This is a genomic window from Rhizobium sp. T1470 (genome assembly GCF_042140505.1).
GTDB classification, from domain to species: domain Bacteria; phylum Pseudomonadota; class Alphaproteobacteria; order Rhizobiales; family Rhizobiaceae; genus Rhizobium; species Rhizobium favelukesii.
Genome location: NZ_CP148093.1, coordinates 163,139 through 178,147, shown reverse-complemented (window position 1 = coordinate 178,147; position 15,009 = coordinate 163,139). Strand labels below are relative to the sequence as shown.

Below are 15,009 nucleotides of genomic sequence, written 5' to 3'. Positions count from 1 at the left end.
CGGACGTCTGCGGGTGACATCCCACCGGCGTTGATAGCCACGTAATCGGTGTTCGGCCTCATCTTGGCGGATCTAGCAGGCCGTTGAAGAAGTCATTCGCGTTCGCAGACGAAGCCTGAATCGTCTCCGTTGTGGACGTAGAAGTGCCCGACAAGGCGTCCGGCGGAGCCGAGAGCAGCCCATCCGCGACCACAGGCCGGGTCGCTCTCGTCTTGTCCCTCCCATGAGAACTCCGCACAGGCTGATCCGTCGCGTGCGCCGTAACATCGAGGAAGCCCTTGAGAGCGCCGAAGGCGATTTCGCCGTCCGCCGCGCCCTGGAATGTCAGATGCGCCTCCTCGACGAGATCGAGGACGTCGTTGTCACAGTTGTCCATCTCGACGATGCGCCAACGACCGGCGAAGGCCTTGGCGAAGGCAGAAACCCTAGCCATCAGCCTATCTCCGTCATGAGCTTCGGCAGCGGCACCAGATTGTAGGCGGCGGCCGCGAAGGTGAAGGCCCATCCGACGCGGTCGCGGCCACGAAACTTCGTCTTGTCCTGCCCCGCGACGGTCTTGATCCAGCCGAACGCCTCCTCGATGCGCTTGCGGATGCGCAAGCTGTCCCATAGCCGGAATGGCGCGTCGTGCGCCCATCAATCGCCGAGCGGCGACCATTGACGTTCTGCGCCACATGGGGCGTCACCCTCATCGACCGCAAATCTTGGACGAAGTCCTTTGTGTCATAGGCCTTGTCGGCACCCAGCGTGACTGCTTGGGGCCGGTCGCAGAACTGTTTGATCATGTGAAGAGCCGCGACCCGTTCGGCGTATCCGCTGGCCTCTGTCAGATAAGCGTCGACCAGCAGGCCATGGCGGTTTTCCATCAGCCCATGACCCATGAAGCACAACTTGGCCTCCTTGCCTTTTCCCTTCCTATAAAGCTTCGCATCCGGATCGGTCGTTGACGCATGCGTCTCATTGGAACGCTTTTCGCCATGGAAGTCTGCTTCCGCATTTCGGCCGCCACCGTCCGATGGCAGTTCGCCCGAGTCGCCCGTCGGCTTGAAACTCTTTATCGATGCCCAGGCTTCAATCAACGTGCCATCGACAGAGAAGTGGTCCGTTGATAGCAGCCGCTTTACCTTGGGCTGAGAAAGGATTGCGCCCAGGAACTTCGCCGCGATGTCACCTTTCAGCAAGCGGTCGCGGTTCTTCGAAAACACCGAATGGTCCCAAGCTGGATCATCAATACCAATGTCGACGAACCAGCGGAATAGAAGGTCGTATTCCAATCGCTCCATCAAAAGTCGCTCGGAACGGATCGAATAGAACGCTTGCAAAAGCATGGCACGGAGAAGCTTCTCAGGCGCAATTGATGGTCGCCCAATTGGCGAATAAAGCGCAGCGAACTCCCCTTCCAGTGAAACGAGCGCATCGTTCACAATCCGGCGAATTGCCCGTAGCGGATGATCTTTGCGAACGCGATCCTCCAGATCGACATAGCTGAAGAGTTGACCGTTCTAACATCGCCGCCGCGCATCCATCAACTCCGAATCTCGACAAAGCCAATCAATCACGACCAAAGTCTTCACACCAGGGCCTTTTTCAACAGCCTGCTAGGTGGACGCAGCACCTGGGCCTAAAATGGGTCGCTTGTGTAGGCGGGTATCGTCCTCCTGAGCCTTGTCCGCCCGCAAGCGGAATGTTGGTGCCGCTGCTCGAACGTATCCGTCGGAGATCACCTGCTCGTAGGCGGCCGTTACTGGGATCCTGGAGACACCGAATTGGTCCTCAAGCGCGCGACTCGGGATAATGTGTCATCCGCCGTGCAAACGCGAGATCTGATTGCGTCATGCAAGGAAGGTAGATGGGTCACTCCGGTTTTTCTTGAGTCTTTTCGAGACTGAGCCAACACAACATTCCCTTACTGGGGGTTTATTTTTGGCCACATGATGTCAATAATGCGCTGACGTCAAGGAGATGCTTATGTACACCCCGCCAGCATTTGCCGTGGAAGACGCGGTCGAACTCTATGCAATGATGCGGCAATATCGCCTCGCCAATTTCGTAACGGCAACACCCGATGGCCCGATGGCCACATCCTTACCGATGTTCATCGATGAGACCGAGGAAGAAAAGGGCGTCCTCTATGCGCACCTCGCTCGACTGAACCCGCAATGGCAGGCCGATGTCATTGGACATGGACTTGCAGTCTTCATGGGACCCGACGCCTATGTGACCCCTTCTTGGTATGCCTCGAAGGTCGAGCACGGGAAGGTCGTCCCGACGTGGAACTACACCGCCGTCCATGCGAGTGGACCAGTTGAGTTCTTCGCGGATGCCGCACGATTGCTTGAGGTCGTGTCGCGCCTTACGGCCATTCACGAGGCCTCACGCCCGCTGCCCTGGGCGGTCACGGATGCCCCCGAAGCCTACATCAAGGCTGAGCTCCGCAGCATTGTTGGCATTCGCATGCCGATCGTTTCGCTGCAGGGCAAGCGGAAGATGAGTCAAAATCGGCACGAGGCTGATCGAAACGGGGTAATGCAGGGGCTCGGCGACAGCCTCAGCCATACCGACCAGATCGTTTCGGACATGATCTTGATCTGAGGTGAGCAAACTGGGTTTGGGTCGAAGTCTGGAAGTTAGCAATAGGCGTGAAGCCACCTGCGATCGACGAACGAAACAAGGAAATCGCGCGTGGACTTAGTGGCGATGAGCATTCATGTCAGCGCCGGCGCTGATAAAGTGGGGGGTTCAAGACGGATCAATCCATTCCCAATCTCATCATCGATCTCTACAATGCTGTCAGTTTCAAATATGCCACTATCGCTGGCGGCGAGAACTATGACGCCTATCTCGGACGTCCGCTCTTTGACTGTGGCAAACGGAAGCGAGACATTCGAAACGATCATGAACGGCGAAGCAATGATCGAGAATCCCGACCCTAGAGAGTCTGGCGAGAAGGGTCGGCGATGGAACCGCCGGCAGGTTACCCCCTGATACGTCGCCGCCGTCAAGAAAACATGGAGATACTATGACTGCTAGACCACTTCAAACCGGAGCTCCAGTAGCGATCGATTACCTGGAAACATATCCGAATTTAATACCCGTTTGCGCGAGCTGGACTTTCGGACAATGGGGTTGTCAATCGAATGACTCGTACGAGCGGACAATGCGCGATTTTGAAGCAGCCACTAAAAGTTCCATGCCGCTAACATTGATCGCCACCCAAGACAGTATACCTGTAGGAATGATCACCCTGGGCGAGCGTGATTTCGAGGGAAGACCTGATCTTTCCCCATGGCTGAAGTCGCTCTACGTCCATCCATTTCACCGCAATAAGCGAATAGCCTCTTTATTGATCGAGAGGCTGGTACACGAAGCATCGCGCCTCGGCTGCGATACCCTTTACCTCACAACAGAGGACGCAAAATACCTTTACGAAAAGAGCGGCTGGCAGGAGATTGATCGCATTAGAACACCGTATGGCGAAGCAGCTTTGATGAAAAAAGTTCTGCCACCATTTGCTGTCGATTAGCACTGCAGCCAAGAACCGTTACGTGATTGTGAGGCAGCAGAAGCGCCAGCTTCGCCAACCATTGACGCTACTGCAGTTGACGTTTTTAGGCTATAGTTGCAGCAACTGATCTTGGCGACGAGGTCCGCAGCGCTGGCGATCACAACCACTGAGCTCCTCAGTTCCTGCTGCTCAATCAATCGAGAAATTTATCGAGCTGATACGCCGGAACTGAAGCCAGCCGTATGGGGGGCAAGGCGCCATGCGAAGGAGGTGTTGCGCGATCTTGCGGATGAGGCGATAAGACTAAGACGGTGGCGTTTGAGGATCTGCCTCAGTTAATTATTCGTCACGACGTTAGCACCTTTCAGCCAAAGCAGAGCTCTTCGTGATTGGCGAAAGCTTTCGAAACCTCCGGCGTCTTGACAGGCTTTCAGCGATTTCAATAGAGGAGACGATGAAAAATGTGGCTCTGTGAGAAAGCGCCTCAGTGCCGTGGAATCAGCAAATCAGCCAGTGAATCGATGCCCGCCAAGGCTGATACTGCCTACGATGCTGTTCTTCAATTGCTTTACAGCTACTCACTTGTGCCGGGACAGCATCTCAGCGACCAAGAGCTTGCCTGCAAACTCAACATTGGCCGGACCCCGGTACGCGAAGCGCTTATCCGGCTCGCAGCCGAAGGGAAAATCCTATCTGCTCCCCAAAGGGGTTACTTCACGCGGCCTCTGGTCGAGGCCGCTTTGTTGGACTCTTATGCCGTGGCGCGCGAAATTCTGGCATTCGCACTAACATGTAGACGACCACAATGTTCGTTCACTGGCAACTCTTGTGATGACTTATATCTCGACGAACTCGCAATCCGAGCGGAAATGATCTTCACCATTATCGCCGAGGGATCTTCAAATTGCGAGATTTGCAAGATCATCGCGAAGTTCACCTTTTGCTCTCACCCTATCCGGATGAAAATAATCGCGTCAGAACTCCACACGGGTTTCCGAGAGAGCCTGTCAAGGCTAACGGACGCGATGTCTCAATTTGGTAAGGCAGCTCCTCTAGTTGAATCTGCACTCATGAACCACCTCGATGTAGAGCAGCGAGCGATCGCGGGCGTCGTGCAAGAGGTCAACAAAGGACGGCTCATAGAATTTCCTCGCGCAGCGAGAACCTTTTGAGCATCTGTCTCGACTTTCGTTCCCATGCAGGGCTTAGGTATAACCGCCCGTGAAATCTTTTGTGCATTTATAAAAGCCTCGCAAGGACACGATCGCTCACCATGTCGAGACACGGAGGTGGTTAAATCCTTATTGCTCCGCGGCCTTAAAATCGAAGATGGCTCTTTCTCGAGGTGACCTGCGGCGGGATTGTCATACGGCTGCGATTTTCGGCGAAACGCGAAGCCGGCTCCTGCGTCTGGCGACTGGATCCAACATGGCAATTGTGTGGCTCGGCGCCGGCTTGCCATTCCCCTTGATTTAGACGTTCCCGATATTCCGATCGGCCACAAGCTGATCTGCATTCGGCACATCGTCGAACTCCGCCAACATGCCTGCCTTCTTCAGAAACCGCCGTAGATTCTCGCGCACGGCAGCAATCGGAAATCGACCGTTAACCGCTTCTCTGCACGCCTTCAACAGCGTGTCGTATGGGAGGTCTCTCTTTGCCTCTGGCCAAGCTTCGAGAAAATCAAAGGCCTCGTCGAGGCTGGTAATCTCGTCAATAAAATATTTGCGCTGAACGTAGACTGCGCGCTCAAACAAGATACGGGCCATCTCCACCTCCTTATCACAGACTATTTGGCAAACTTAGCGCGCGAGTTTGACGCGCCTAAGACGGTAAATTGACTGACCTCCCAAAAGGCCGCGTTTCCGTAGGCAACTGGAAGCGAAACCGCGAGTCGATTGACGACTCAGAGCGTGACGCACCCTTGCCTGGACCGTATCACTTGCCAAGTGAGCTTTGGGATATATTTATGTTATATTTCCGTATGTTAGTTGATTTCCTTTAGACGGAGGCCCATTTTTAGTTCAAAAGAAGGAGGCATGACGATGAATCAGCCGTCTACATCTGCGGCGAACGCCGAATTGTTGTCGGCAAACAGCTCATCGATGATCTTTCGCAACCTCATTCTTTCAAGCGGCCTCACATTTTTGACGGAAGCCCATGACTGCCTTTCGGCGGTTGTCGCCGAAAGCGCCGAGTTCAAGGGCCTCTGGGCGCCAGCGCTTTCGATCTATTCAGCTCTCGGCTATCGGACTACCAGTGACGTGCACTGGACACAGGTCGTCAACATGGTCGATCGCATGCTCGACGGAATCAAAATACCGGTCCTAGTTGATTGCGACAGTGGCCTCAGCAAACGAGAAGACGTCTGTTTTGTGGCACGCAAGCTTGAGGAATGCGGTGCCGCCGGAGTCTGTCTTGAGGGCAACAGCTTTCCCAAGATGAACTCCTTTGAAAGCGATAGATATTCCTTGGCCACGATCGAGAATTTTTGCGGTGATCTGAAGGCTGTTAAGGATGCGACCGGACCTGCCTTCGTCCTCGTCGCCCGGGTCGAAACCCAAATCGGTCGTCATGGACCGGACGCAACGATGGCTTGCGCCGCCGCCTGTGCGGAGGCTGGCGCTGACGCCATCCTAATCCATTCCCGCAAAGTTGTTGCCGATGATATTCTGTGCTTTGCCAGACGTTGGGACAACAGATTGCCCGTCATCATTGTCCCCACGCGATATTTCAGGACACCCGTTTCAGTTTACCTCGACGCCGGTATATCGACAGTGATTTGGCCTGATCACTCCATGCGGGCAATGGCTGGCGGGATGCGCGAAACCTTCATTCAATGGGAAGGAGAGGGACAAAGATTGACGAAAGAGCGCTACCTGCGACCCCTTCTGGCATCGTAAGAATCGTTCGATTGGGATTGGAGGTCAAACAGGCTTGCGCCATGAAAAAAGGCTCATCTGGTTCTAGGTGTTTGCCGGACGTCCACGGAAGTGGGCAGAATGGTGATTTCCAAACGTTATGAGAATCGAAGGTGATTTTACTGTGCGCCGCAGATCGCCCAAAAACCGGGCTGCGGCGTTCAGCGAAAGTTCGAGAGATCCCAGGTCGTACTTATTGCCTCGTATAGGGAGGGGCCAACAAATGGACGGCGCAATTAATGGGTTTCCTCCATACGGCTTTTCGGCTGTTGTAAAGTTCGGCGGGAGCATTATGCGCGATCTTGCAGTATGCAAGCACGCGGTAGCCGAACTTGAGCGTCTTGCCGATCATGGTCATAAAATTCTGGTTGTTCCCGGGGGCGGCATTCCGGACAAAGCAATAGAGGCGGTCGATGTGGCAGCTTCATTGACTCCCTCAACCGCGCACCATGCGTGCGCTCTGGCGCAGGACCAAACCGGATATATGCTTGCTGACCCGGCCTTCTCTTCCAAGCTAGTCCCGTCGGCGAGCCTCGGCGAGTGCCGAGCTCTCGCGAAAGAGGCGAAAGTCCCAGTCCTACTACCTTCCCGCTTGCTATTTGCGGCTGACCCAGTGGAATGGACCTGGCACATCACATCCGACGCTGTAGCCGCGTGGATAGCTTGGCTTACCAGCACTCCGAGGCTGGTCATCTGGACGAACGTAGATGGAGTGTATCGCGGTGGCGCGGTCGATGATCCTGCCGCACTCGTAGAACAAATCACCGCCCGGGAGCTTGTCCGTTTCGGCCACACGTCGATTGATGCATGTGCCGTCGATTTCATGGCGCAGAAACATCTCCCCGGCGCCGTGATTAACGCTCGGTATCCAGCACGTCTCGCCGACTGGCTCGCAGGGACCCCCGTCAGAGCCACCGACATTACGGTGAACGGAAGCGAAGAAGCAGATATCAACCCTCAAACTTTGGGGGATACATAATGGCCTCTCGTGCGTTGATCGTCTATGGCCCAGAAGTCGCACGGTCGGGTCTTACCTGCCTCCTCGACGACTTTATTCGCCAACGAACCGGTCTTGAACTCTCAGAACGGTTCTTCTCACTTCATAGTCGTGGATCGATTGGCGCGTTCTACTCGCTGACAAATTCGACCGGGGGTAGGCACTGGCCAGTCGTGCTGGACTTGTTCGACACGCGTCCTGTCTGCGCCTCGATTTGGAGCGGACCTAATGCGCTGTTTCTCGCGCAAGAACTAAAGGGGGAGTGTCAACCAGCCCAGGCCAGGCGTGGCACCGTACGCAGTCTCTTTTTCTGCGACAATCCGGTAACGAACCTCATCCATGTAAGCGACAGTCACGAAGTAATGAAGGCGGAGCTGGCAATCCTTCGAACACGATTCATCGGCTATGAGGTGGCCGCTTGGAATTTTCTCAACATTGGCTGCATCACCCATTCATCTTTCGAGACGTTGCTAAGCGTTCTCGGCGATCGGGGCGCTGCGCAGAGGTTCGGTAATTCGGGCGATAGTAGCGCCCTTGCACATGCGCGCTTCTGTTACACGAAAACGATCCTGCTTGCATTGGAGCGGGGCCTGACAACAACGGTCCAAAATTACTTTCGCGGCGATCGCGCCGGGTTAGAAAGTCTCGTCCGGCACGCACCCCTCCTCTCCTCTTGGGACCGCCTCATCCTCGAGGCCGGCTTGTTTTCAATGCCGTTGTGGAATCACCTGCTCCAGAAAACACGAACCGTGGAAAAAGCCAGCGACGATTACCGTGTCCACCTCGGCGAGAACACATGAGTGAACTAGATAGGATCAGAGCAGCCCTCAGAGAAAGCCAACGGCGGACATTCCCGCGGCAAATGCGGGAGTTCGGATTGGATCTTATCCTGCGAGAGGGCGTTTTTCCTCCCGAAGATTTCCGGAGCTGGCGTTGGATTTGCGAGAACTTTCCCCTTTTCGCAGGAAAGACCATCTTGGAGATTGGCTGCGGCTTCGGCCTTCCCGGTCTTTGGTTGGCAAAGACTGGTGCGCTGCCGGTGTTGGCTTGCGATATCAATCCGAGGGCTGTTGCGAACACGCTGGAGAATGCCGCGAGAAACGACATTAAGAATGTCCAGGTCATCGAAAGCGATATATTTCAGTAATATTCCACCTTGTAGGAAGTTCGATATTGTTTTTTGGAATTACCCATCGAACTTCGCTCCCGAAAAATACGAATTCATCGGTGACCTTGAGCATGGAGCATTTGATCCAGGCTACAACCTGCTCAAGAGATTTCTATCGGAAAGCCCGGGATTCCTTACGGAAATAGGTCATATTCTTCTAGGGTTCGGCACTAACGCCCGGGACGACCTCCTGGAACAAATCACAGCTGCCAACAATCTCACTTCGGCGATGCTCGGGTCGGGCGATTATCCCAACGTAAACGTCACTTACAGGCTGTTCTCACTTTTCCGTAAAGCCTCAACCGTATGATTTCTGACCTGCTGCGGATTGCACTGGCCGCCATTTCGCATAATCGATCGCAAGACAGCTGGCTTGCTGGGAGCATCGTTCTTTCGCAGTTCATCCAGCGTGTGCCTAATGATATTGATATACATCATGTCAATTTTTCTGCGTTTGCAGAGGCTGTGGACAAGGATTGCAGGTCTCTGGCGGAAGCGGGCTTCTCGATAGCGTCGCAACAGTCTTCCAGCTCGGAACTGGAAATTGTGTTCTTTGGATTGGAAGGGCTCTTGGCTGTGAATTGGGTTGTTGTACATGAACGGCCAAAAGCAATAATAGAAGATCTGCATCTTGGGAGTCGGGCAACCTTTTCGGACGTCATCGCTCAAAAGATCGAAATGTACCGAGAGAGCCTTCATTCAAAGCACAGGGATGATCTACTTGCTCTTTTGGAACACTCCGCCTCAATGGCAGCTGAGATCAGTCCAGAAAAGCTGGTCGCTGACCTCTCGGCGCTCGGGCTGCAGGATGTTCATCAACACACTCAATCTTTTCCAAAGACGCATCGACCAAGAAATATGTGAGCTCTGGTCGGAGATTGGGGCCGCGAACGGTCAACTGAGTTCGTTGATGCGCTTGAGATGCATTTGTCGCACGAAACCCGCGGACCTGGCTTTAGTCTTCGGAATGAGCGTCTTTGACACGGCGATGACACCTGAATGCCTCTCTTGCAAAAGAGGAGAATGCTGCAAGATACCGCCCTTATTTCGGCTCCGTACAGGCCTTTTGCTTCTCCTTCTTTCTTTTGGAACGCTTCCCCTATGCGACCCGACGGCTGCGACGGGTTCCCGGATGTTTCCGCCACCGTCCTCCCCACACCCGCTGCGCGACCGATCCGCCCTCTTTGTGCCTGTGCCATCTGCCTCACTGTACTACTGATCCGATCTCAAGGCCTCCGCCTCCTCTAGACAGAGGCAAAGATATTCCGTCAGTAATACGACAGATGGCACATGCATGGCGGACCCAGGCACTCGCCAGGCGCCAACCGGACTAAATAGAATCACCTCATCTGCGGCCTCAGCCACCTCGCCGCTTGCGCGGCTTGAAATAGCAATCGTATATGCTCCGGTTTTCCGTGCGATATTGAGAAAGTTCTTGGTTTCCTCATTGTGGCCCAACAAGGAGATGCCAATCGCGACGCTCGAAGGGTCAAGCGCTCGCGCGAGACCATGCGCCATGCTTGCGGAACCAGAGGAATGGACGGGGAGTCCAAGCCAAATCAACCGCGTCGCCAAAATGTCGGCACAGATAGACGACGGCCCCGTACCGAACACTTCGACGCGTCGGGCCGCTCGCACACGCTTGGCAAGATCACATATTTGAAGATCGTCAAAAGCCCGAGCAGACGCAACGATCGAGTCTTGCAGCGCAGTAGCGAGTGAGGCGACACGCGGGGAAAGGCTTATACCAGCGTGAGCGATCTCTGACTCTTTTTGAGGTTTCCAAATCAGTTGAGTTCTGAATCAATACCGCAAACGGAGGTTTGCGGATGACATCAGGAATTCCACTGCGCGATGACTTCGACGGCTTCGCTCTTCGGGCGTTGGCCAAAGGCACGAAGGATGCGGCACAGGCTCGGCGGCTTCTTGCCCTTGCCGAAATCTATGATGGCCATTCCCGCAGCGATGCGGCCAGGATCGGAGGCGTGACCCTGCAAATTGTCCGCGACTGGGTTATTCGCTTCAATGCGCGTGGCCCGTCGGGGCTCATCAATGGCAAAGCACCCGGCAATCAAGGAAAGCTTTCCGACGTGCATCGCCAGGCTTTGGCAAAGATCGTCGAAAGTGGCCCGATACCGGCGGTGCATGGCGTTGTGCGCTGGCGGCGCAAGGATCTTGCTCAATGGCTGTTCCAAGAATATCGGATATCCGTCGATGAAACGACCATTGGCCGCGAATTGAAGGCGCTCGGCTTTGCAAAGCTGTCTGCCCGCCCGCGCCATTACGCCCAGAACGAAGGCGACCTGGAGAGTTTTAAAAAAAGTTCCCCGCCACACTGGCAGCCATCAAAGGCAGGCTCCCGAAGAACGTCGAGATTGAGCTCTGGTGGGCCGACGAAGCTCGGATAGGCCAAAAGAACAAGATCACCCGGCGATGGGCACGCAGGGGAACAAGGCCTTCGGCACCACACGATCAACGCACGATGTGGACCTATATCTTCGGCGCTATCTGCCCCAAGAAGGGCAAAGGTGCGGGTCTCGTTCTTCCCTACTGCGACACCAGCGCCATGAACCAGCATTTGATCGAAATCAGCCAGGCCGTCGATGACGGCGCTCATGCCGTGCTGATCGTTGATCAGGCGGGGTGGCATGTCACGCCGAAGCTCGATGTGCCCGACAACATCACACTGCTCTTCCTGCCGCCACGCTCGCCCGAATTAAATCCCGTCGAGAACGTGTGGCAATTTCTGCGTGACAACTGGTTGTCCAACCGGATCTTCAAAGATTACGAGGACATCGTCGCCCATTGCTGCGACGCATGGAACAAGCTGGTCGCTCAGCCGTGGAAGATCATGTCGATTGGAATGCGTGACTGGGCGCACCGGTTTTGATTAGCGCTCGTTGGTATTACATCTTTCGGTGCGGCGCGTTTGGCCAATTGGAAAGCCTTCCTCCGCTCAATTTCACTGCAAAGAGCAATCCTAAACTCACGAAAACCAGAGAAACCGAGCATTCGGCAAAACCGAATTACTGAGGCAGATCCGCTCCTGGCGAGGTGTGCAAAGTCAGCGATGGAGAGCGTTAGGACGGCCTCGGGGTCATTGACGATATAAAGTGCTATACGCGCAAGCGCATCCGGAGCCGTGTTTGCCGCATCACTGATCCTCTCCAGCAGCAGTCGCCGTCCCTTTAGTGGATCTTGCATATTTTTGAACTGTCCGCTTCGATTGGAGGTTCACTGAAAGCCAATAGCGAGTTCGTGTATATAAAGGCGCCGCCGCTGACGCCTTCATTGATCCAGATCAACGACAAGGCTGAGGCTACCCGTCCCGATGAAAAAGGAGCCTCGAATGAGTGTCGCGGACGGGGTTGAAGCAGAAGCGGGTCGCACTGGCTGAAAGGTTGAAGCAGCGTGAAAGAGACAGGAGCTGATGGCCGCGCTGGATCGCGTCATCCCGAGCGATGAGCCTGGCTACCAGGCATCAGCGCTGGCGGGAACAGAACGCCGTGACCATTCTCGAAATGCCATGCCGCTGCCATCAGAGATGAAAATGGGGATGAGCGGCTTAAATAAGCGCCAGACCGTCTTGGAGGTCCTTCGCGATGGCCGCAGCCTGGGCGGCGGGTTTACGGTGATGAGGTGCGCGCCAAGCTTGTCGTTGTTCGGGAGGCATCGGAGGAAAGGCTATCCATATCGCCGTGTCCATGCCGAGACGCGTCGGCAATTGCTGACGATGACCGCAGCGAGATTGATCGCGTCCTCAATGACTTTAAGCCGAGCGCACCGCCCGTGGCCGCAGAAGGATCAACGGCGATAAGGCGTCCAGACTAGATGGTTCCGCCACTGATGGCGAGGCATTGCCGCTCGACGACTTTCTGTCCGGGTTACGGATTGCTGGCGTGGCAGTGAAGTAAAACCGACCGTCCGCGCCAAGCCTGCGGCTAAACGAGAGCGGCGAAGGCCCGGTCCTCGTAAAGTTCAACAAAAAATGTTCTGCGAACAAGCTCACAGCATCCATACCGAGCAAGCTTTATCCAAACGACGACAAATATCATTACCGAAACGCTGGTGCGATAGGTAGCACAGGCCCAGTACTGTCTGGACGAAACCCATCAGTTGCTCATGGCAAAACGCTGCAATCTGGCAGCGCAGTGAACGTATACGTGCGCGGAATTTCGGCTGGAATTTACTATCCAGATGCATAGGCCGTGTTTGGTGGTCTTTGCTGGTGCCGCGCGAAAATACTACAACGCTGTGAGGCGTGACTGAGCCTATCTCGTGCCAAAGCCGAAACGCTCGTTGAGTTTCGATCCACCGAGCTTCACGAATCGCTCCTCGATCTCCGGGTTCCAACAGGATTCCCAGGATGTTCGGCAGCCGGAGAACGTGAATGTCTGCTTACCGATCAGTTGATCTAAAATCAGCTCGGGCTGCGATATCTGGATGTCGCAAAATTCTGCGACTTTGCGGATCGCCGCGAGCTGAACTTCGCGTCCTTGGTCGCCTATGATCTCCTCATACGTCAATCCAAGCACATCAACCTGATCTGTCCACGGTGCCATCGGGTGGCAACGGTCGTTGAAGATGAAGGGCGCGATCTCGTCGAAATACCTCAGCATTTTGTCTTGCCCGTTCGGCTCATTGCGCCACTTGATCTCAGTCCTCCCGGGTGGACACCAGTCGCTATCGCCGACATATCGCATCTGCGACACAATTGCCGCCCGCATTTCGCGCGCTACGAAGATGATTTTGAAATCTGCTAAACAACGACGGATGGCGATGTCGCAGGGCAGATGGCCATACCCAAACTGACCCGGCTGGACAAAAAGCGATGATATCTCAATCGGTATCCATATTATATTGCCCGAATGAGTGAAGCGAGCTCTCTCGACATCTACAAAGCGGAAATCTCCGAGATAGTCTCTAATTGAAAAACACATCGGACTTTTCAAGCCCGAGCAGAGCAAGAAGACGTGCATAGAGGTGGGTGCCGGCCTTCGGAATGGAACAAATCATAACCCGCACGCTTGAGGCGCCGACTGTTGGCTTGATTGACCAGGACCCGTTTGAGCAGGGATAAAGCGGGAAGTTCAGACCCGCGATGGGGCGCACTTCTGGTGGAAGCGGGTGATGCATGGCAGCCCTCATTTTTACAGCGTGGTTATCACGAACAGCGTTGACTCGAATGCGTTGCGGACACACGCAGCTTCGCCGGAAGTCCGTCTCGGAAGAATTGAGTCGAAACCGCTACGCGCCGCTCGTTCCGAGTGATCGCTCGTTTCAACTCGCGGCTAAGCGGATCGTGAAAGTATTCATCCAGTTATGCAAGAGTATATTGGCATGGCATCAATATATTGCACGATATATTTAAATTGGGTAAGCGCGATTTTCGATGCGTATTGACGCCTGTTCCACACCGAACGGCGGATAGCATCGGTCGCGGTATCCGGCTCTATTCGGTCGTGGAGGTCTTGGAGAAGTTGAACGGGAGCAGGTCGCCGATGTCGGCATTCTCTTCGCGCTGTGGCAACTCGGTGAGTACGTGGCGCAGCCAGATCAGAGGGTCGACGCCACAGGCGCGGCATGTCAGCATCAGACTGTAAATCACAGCACTGGCCTTGGCTCCGTCAGCAGTGTCGCTGAACAGCCACGATTTTCTTCCGGTCGCAAAAACCCTGATGTCGCGTTCCAGGATGTTGTTATCGATCGGCATCCTGCCGTCGCTGGTGTAGCGCGTCAGATAATCCCATTGGTTCAGGGTGTAGGACACAGCATCGCCGAGCTTGGTATCCGGCACGACCTTCGGCGCGATGTTATCGAGCCACGTCTTGAGGGCGTTCAGGACAGGCAAACTGTGCTGTTGCCGGAAGCGGCGAATGCAGGCGGCCTGCGTTTCACCGGCGTCGGGCTTTATCTCTCGCGCCTGCCTCTCGATCCGGTAGAGCTGCTCGAAGAACCTGAGCGCTTGCTCCGGCGGGCCGCCGCCATTCTTTCTTGCCTTGAGGGCTTCGACGAAGCGCCGCCTGGAGTGAGCCATGCATCCGACATGGGTTGCGCCATGCAATGTGCGCCAGGCTGTGTAGCCATCGCTCACCAATATGCCGCGGTAGTCACCAAGGAAGGTCTGCGGGTGGATCTGGCCGCGCCCGGGCTGATAATCGAGCAGTACGATTGGCTGGTCACTGTCCTCGCCGCTGCGATAGGCCCACATGTACGATGTGCTGGTGGCCTCCTTGTCCTTTTCCTTGAGGACTTGAACCGTCGTCTCATCGCCATGAATGAGAGGCTGCGATCGCAACCGCAGTTTCAGCGCATCATAGATGCGGTGCAGATGCTTCTCGCTTGAGCCGATGACCCAGTGAGCGAGAGCGCCGCGGCTGATCGGAACACCGTAAGCGCTCATTTCCATGCGCCTTTT

At 55.1% G+C, this 15,009-nt stretch carries 13 protein-coding genes and 3 pseudogenes; 9 read left to right on the top strand and 7 right to left on the bottom strand.

What is annotated here, in order from left to right; all coding sequences use genetic code 11:
* Positions 1 to 92: 92 nt before the first annotated feature.
* Positions 93 to 433: pseudogene (locus tag WGT02_RS30590) on the bottom strand (hypothetical protein).
* Positions 433 to 1,522 (bottom strand): annotated as a pseudogene (locus WGT02_RS30585) (IS5 family transposase). Before WGT02_RS30585 ends, WGT02_RS30590 begins: the two co-directional pseudogenes overlap by 1 nt.
* A gap of 446 nt (positions 1,523 to 1,968) precedes the next feature.
* Here WGT02_RS30585 and WGT02_RS30580 point away from each other — a divergent pair.
* From WGT02_RS30580 to WGT02_RS30570, 3 genes are all read left to right on the top strand, one after another.
* Positions 1,969 to 2,592 carry an FMN-binding negative transcriptional regulator gene (locus tag WGT02_RS30580; protein WP_208245883.1) on the top strand — a complete coding sequence of 208 codons (624 nt, stop codon included), beginning with the start codon at positions 1,969 to 1,971 and terminating at the stop codon, positions 2,590 to 2,592.
* Between the two features lie 565 nt (positions 2,593 to 3,157).
* Complete coding sequence (locus tag WGT02_RS30575) at positions 3,158 to 3,523, top strand: GNAT family N-acetyltransferase (protein ID WP_225040288.1); 366 nt, start codon at positions 3,158 to 3,160, stop codon at positions 3,521 to 3,523.
* 443 nt (positions 3,524 to 3,966) lie between these two features.
* Positions 3,967 to 4,677, top strand: coding sequence for a GntR family transcriptional regulator (locus WGT02_RS30570; RefSeq protein ID WP_208245879.1), 711 nt, complete (start codon positions 3,967 to 3,969; stop codon positions 4,675 to 4,677).
* 300 nt (positions 4,678 to 4,977) lie between these two features.
* Here the strand turns inward: WGT02_RS30570 and WGT02_RS30565 are convergent, their stop codons facing one another.
* A complete protein-coding gene (locus WGT02_RS30565; RefSeq protein ID WP_208246387.1) occupies positions 4,978 to 5,274 on the bottom strand; it encodes a DUF982 domain-containing protein in 297 nt (98 codons plus the stop codon).
* 276 nt (positions 5,275 to 5,550) lie between these two features.
* On the opposite strand from WGT02_RS30565, the gene WGT02_RS30560 reads away from it, so the two are divergent.
* The 5 genes from WGT02_RS30560 (at position 5,551) to WGT02_RS30540 (ending at position 9,455) form a co-directional block, all read left to right on the top strand.
* Positions 5,551 to 6,408, top strand: a complete 858-nt coding sequence (locus tag WGT02_RS30560; protein WP_208245877.1) for an isocitrate lyase/phosphoenolpyruvate mutase family protein — start codon at positions 5,551 to 5,553, stop codon at positions 6,406 to 6,408.
* A gap of 241 nt (positions 6,409 to 6,649) precedes the next feature.
* Positions 6,650 to 7,405, top strand: a complete 756-nt coding sequence (locus WGT02_RS30555; RefSeq protein WP_208245875.1) for an aspartate kinase — start codon at positions 6,650 to 6,652, stop codon at positions 7,403 to 7,405.
* Positions 7,405 to 8,223, top strand: coding sequence for a nucleoside-diphosphate kinase (locus WGT02_RS30550; protein ID WP_208245873.1), 819 nt, complete (start codon positions 7,405 to 7,407; stop codon positions 8,221 to 8,223). Before WGT02_RS30555 ends, WGT02_RS30550 begins: the two co-directional genes overlap by 1 nt.
* Complete coding sequence (locus tag WGT02_RS30545; protein WP_339151172.1) at positions 8,220 to 8,570, top strand: methyltransferase; 351 nt, start codon at positions 8,220 to 8,222, stop codon at positions 8,568 to 8,570. The genes WGT02_RS30550 and WGT02_RS30545 overlap by 4 nt, the downstream gene beginning before the upstream one ends.
* A 327-nt stretch (positions 8,571 to 8,897) precedes the next feature.
* The gene (locus WGT02_RS30540; RefSeq protein WP_208245871.1) at positions 8,898 to 9,455 is read left to right on the top strand and encodes a hypothetical protein; all 558 of its coding nucleotides are present in this window, start codon (positions 8,898 to 8,900) and stop codon (positions 9,453 to 9,455) included.
* A 348-nt stretch (positions 9,456 to 9,803) separates the two neighbouring features.
* On the opposite strand, the gene WGT02_RS30535 is transcribed toward WGT02_RS30540, so the two are convergent.
* Positions 9,804 to 10,205 carry an SIS domain-containing protein gene (locus WGT02_RS30535; RefSeq protein WP_208245869.1) on the bottom strand — a complete coding sequence of 134 codons (402 nt, stop codon included), beginning with the start codon at positions 10,203 to 10,205 and terminating at the stop codon, positions 9,804 to 9,806.
* Between the two features lie 215 nt (positions 10,206 to 10,420).
* Between WGT02_RS30535 and WGT02_RS30530 the strand changes: the two genes are divergently transcribed.
* Positions 10,421 to 11,481 (top strand): IS630 family transposase gene (locus WGT02_RS30530; protein ID WP_208245220.1). Its coding sequence is split into 2 segments (ribosomal slippage): positions 10,421 to 10,913 and positions 10,913 to 11,481, totalling 1,062 coding nucleotides; the frame shifts between segments, so codons are not numbered across the junction.
* Here WGT02_RS30530 and WGT02_RS30525 read toward each other — a convergent pair.
* From WGT02_RS30525 to WGT02_RS30515, 3 genes and pseudogenes are all read right to left on the bottom strand, one after another.
* The gene (locus WGT02_RS30525) at positions 11,427 to 11,795 is read right to left on the bottom strand and encodes a MurR/RpiR family transcriptional regulator (RefSeq protein ID WP_208245865.1); all 369 of its coding nucleotides are present in this window, start codon (positions 11,793 to 11,795) and stop codon (positions 11,427 to 11,429) included. The genes WGT02_RS30530 and WGT02_RS30525 overlap by 55 nt on opposite strands.
* Positions 11,796 to 12,862: 1,067 nt before the next feature.
* Positions 12,863 to 13,570, bottom strand: coding sequence for a hypothetical protein (locus tag WGT02_RS30520; protein WP_208245863.1), 708 nt, complete (start codon positions 13,568 to 13,570; stop codon positions 12,863 to 12,865).
* A gap of 473 nt (positions 13,571 to 14,043) precedes the next feature.
* A pseudogene (locus WGT02_RS30515) lies at positions 14,044 to 14,982 on the bottom strand (IS66 family transposase); the annotation flags it as partial.
* Positions 14,983 to 15,009: the final 27 nt, after the last annotated feature.

What these genes read in the sequence shown, in the direction of transcription:
- WGT02_RS30580 (WP_208245883.1), top strand. Translation starts at nt 1,969, where the DNA reads ATGTACACCCCGCCAGCATTTGCCGTGGAAGACGCGGTCGAACTCTAT.
- WGT02_RS30575 (WP_225040288.1), top strand. Translation starts at nt 3,158, where the DNA reads ATGCGCGATTTTGAAGCAGCCACTAAAAGTTCCATGCCGCTAACATTG.
- WGT02_RS30570 (WP_208245879.1), top strand. Translation starts at nt 3,967, where the DNA reads ATGTGGCTCTGTGAGAAAGCGCCTCAGTGCCGTGGAATCAGCAAATCA.
- WGT02_RS30565 (WP_208246387.1), bottom strand. Translation starts at nt 5,274, where the DNA reads ATGGCCCGTATCTTGTTTGAGCGCGCAGTCTACGTTCAGCGCAAATAT.
- WGT02_RS30560 (WP_208245877.1), top strand. Translation starts at nt 5,551, where the DNA reads ATGAATCAGCCGTCTACATCTGCGGCGAACGCCGAATTGTTGTCGGCA.
- WGT02_RS30555 (WP_208245875.1), top strand. Translation starts at nt 6,650, where the DNA reads ATGGACGGCGCAATTAATGGGTTTCCTCCATACGGCTTTTCGGCTGTT.
- WGT02_RS30550 (WP_208245873.1), top strand. Translation starts at nt 7,405, where the DNA reads ATGGCCTCTCGTGCGTTGATCGTCTATGGCCCAGAAGTCGCACGGTCG.
- WGT02_RS30545 (WP_339151172.1), top strand. Translation starts at nt 8,220, where the DNA reads ATGAGTGAACTAGATAGGATCAGAGCAGCCCTCAGAGAAAGCCAACGG.
- WGT02_RS30540 (WP_208245871.1), top strand. Translation starts at nt 8,898, where the DNA reads ATGATTTCTGACCTGCTGCGGATTGCACTGGCCGCCATTTCGCATAAT.
- WGT02_RS30525 (WP_208245865.1), bottom strand. Translation starts at nt 11,795, where the DNA reads ATGCAAGATCCACTAAAGGGACGGCGACTGCTGCTGGAGAGGATCAGT.
- WGT02_RS30520 (WP_208245863.1), bottom strand. Translation starts at nt 13,570, where the DNA reads ATGCACGTCTTCTTGCTCTGCTCGGGCTTGAAAAGTCCGATGTGTTTT.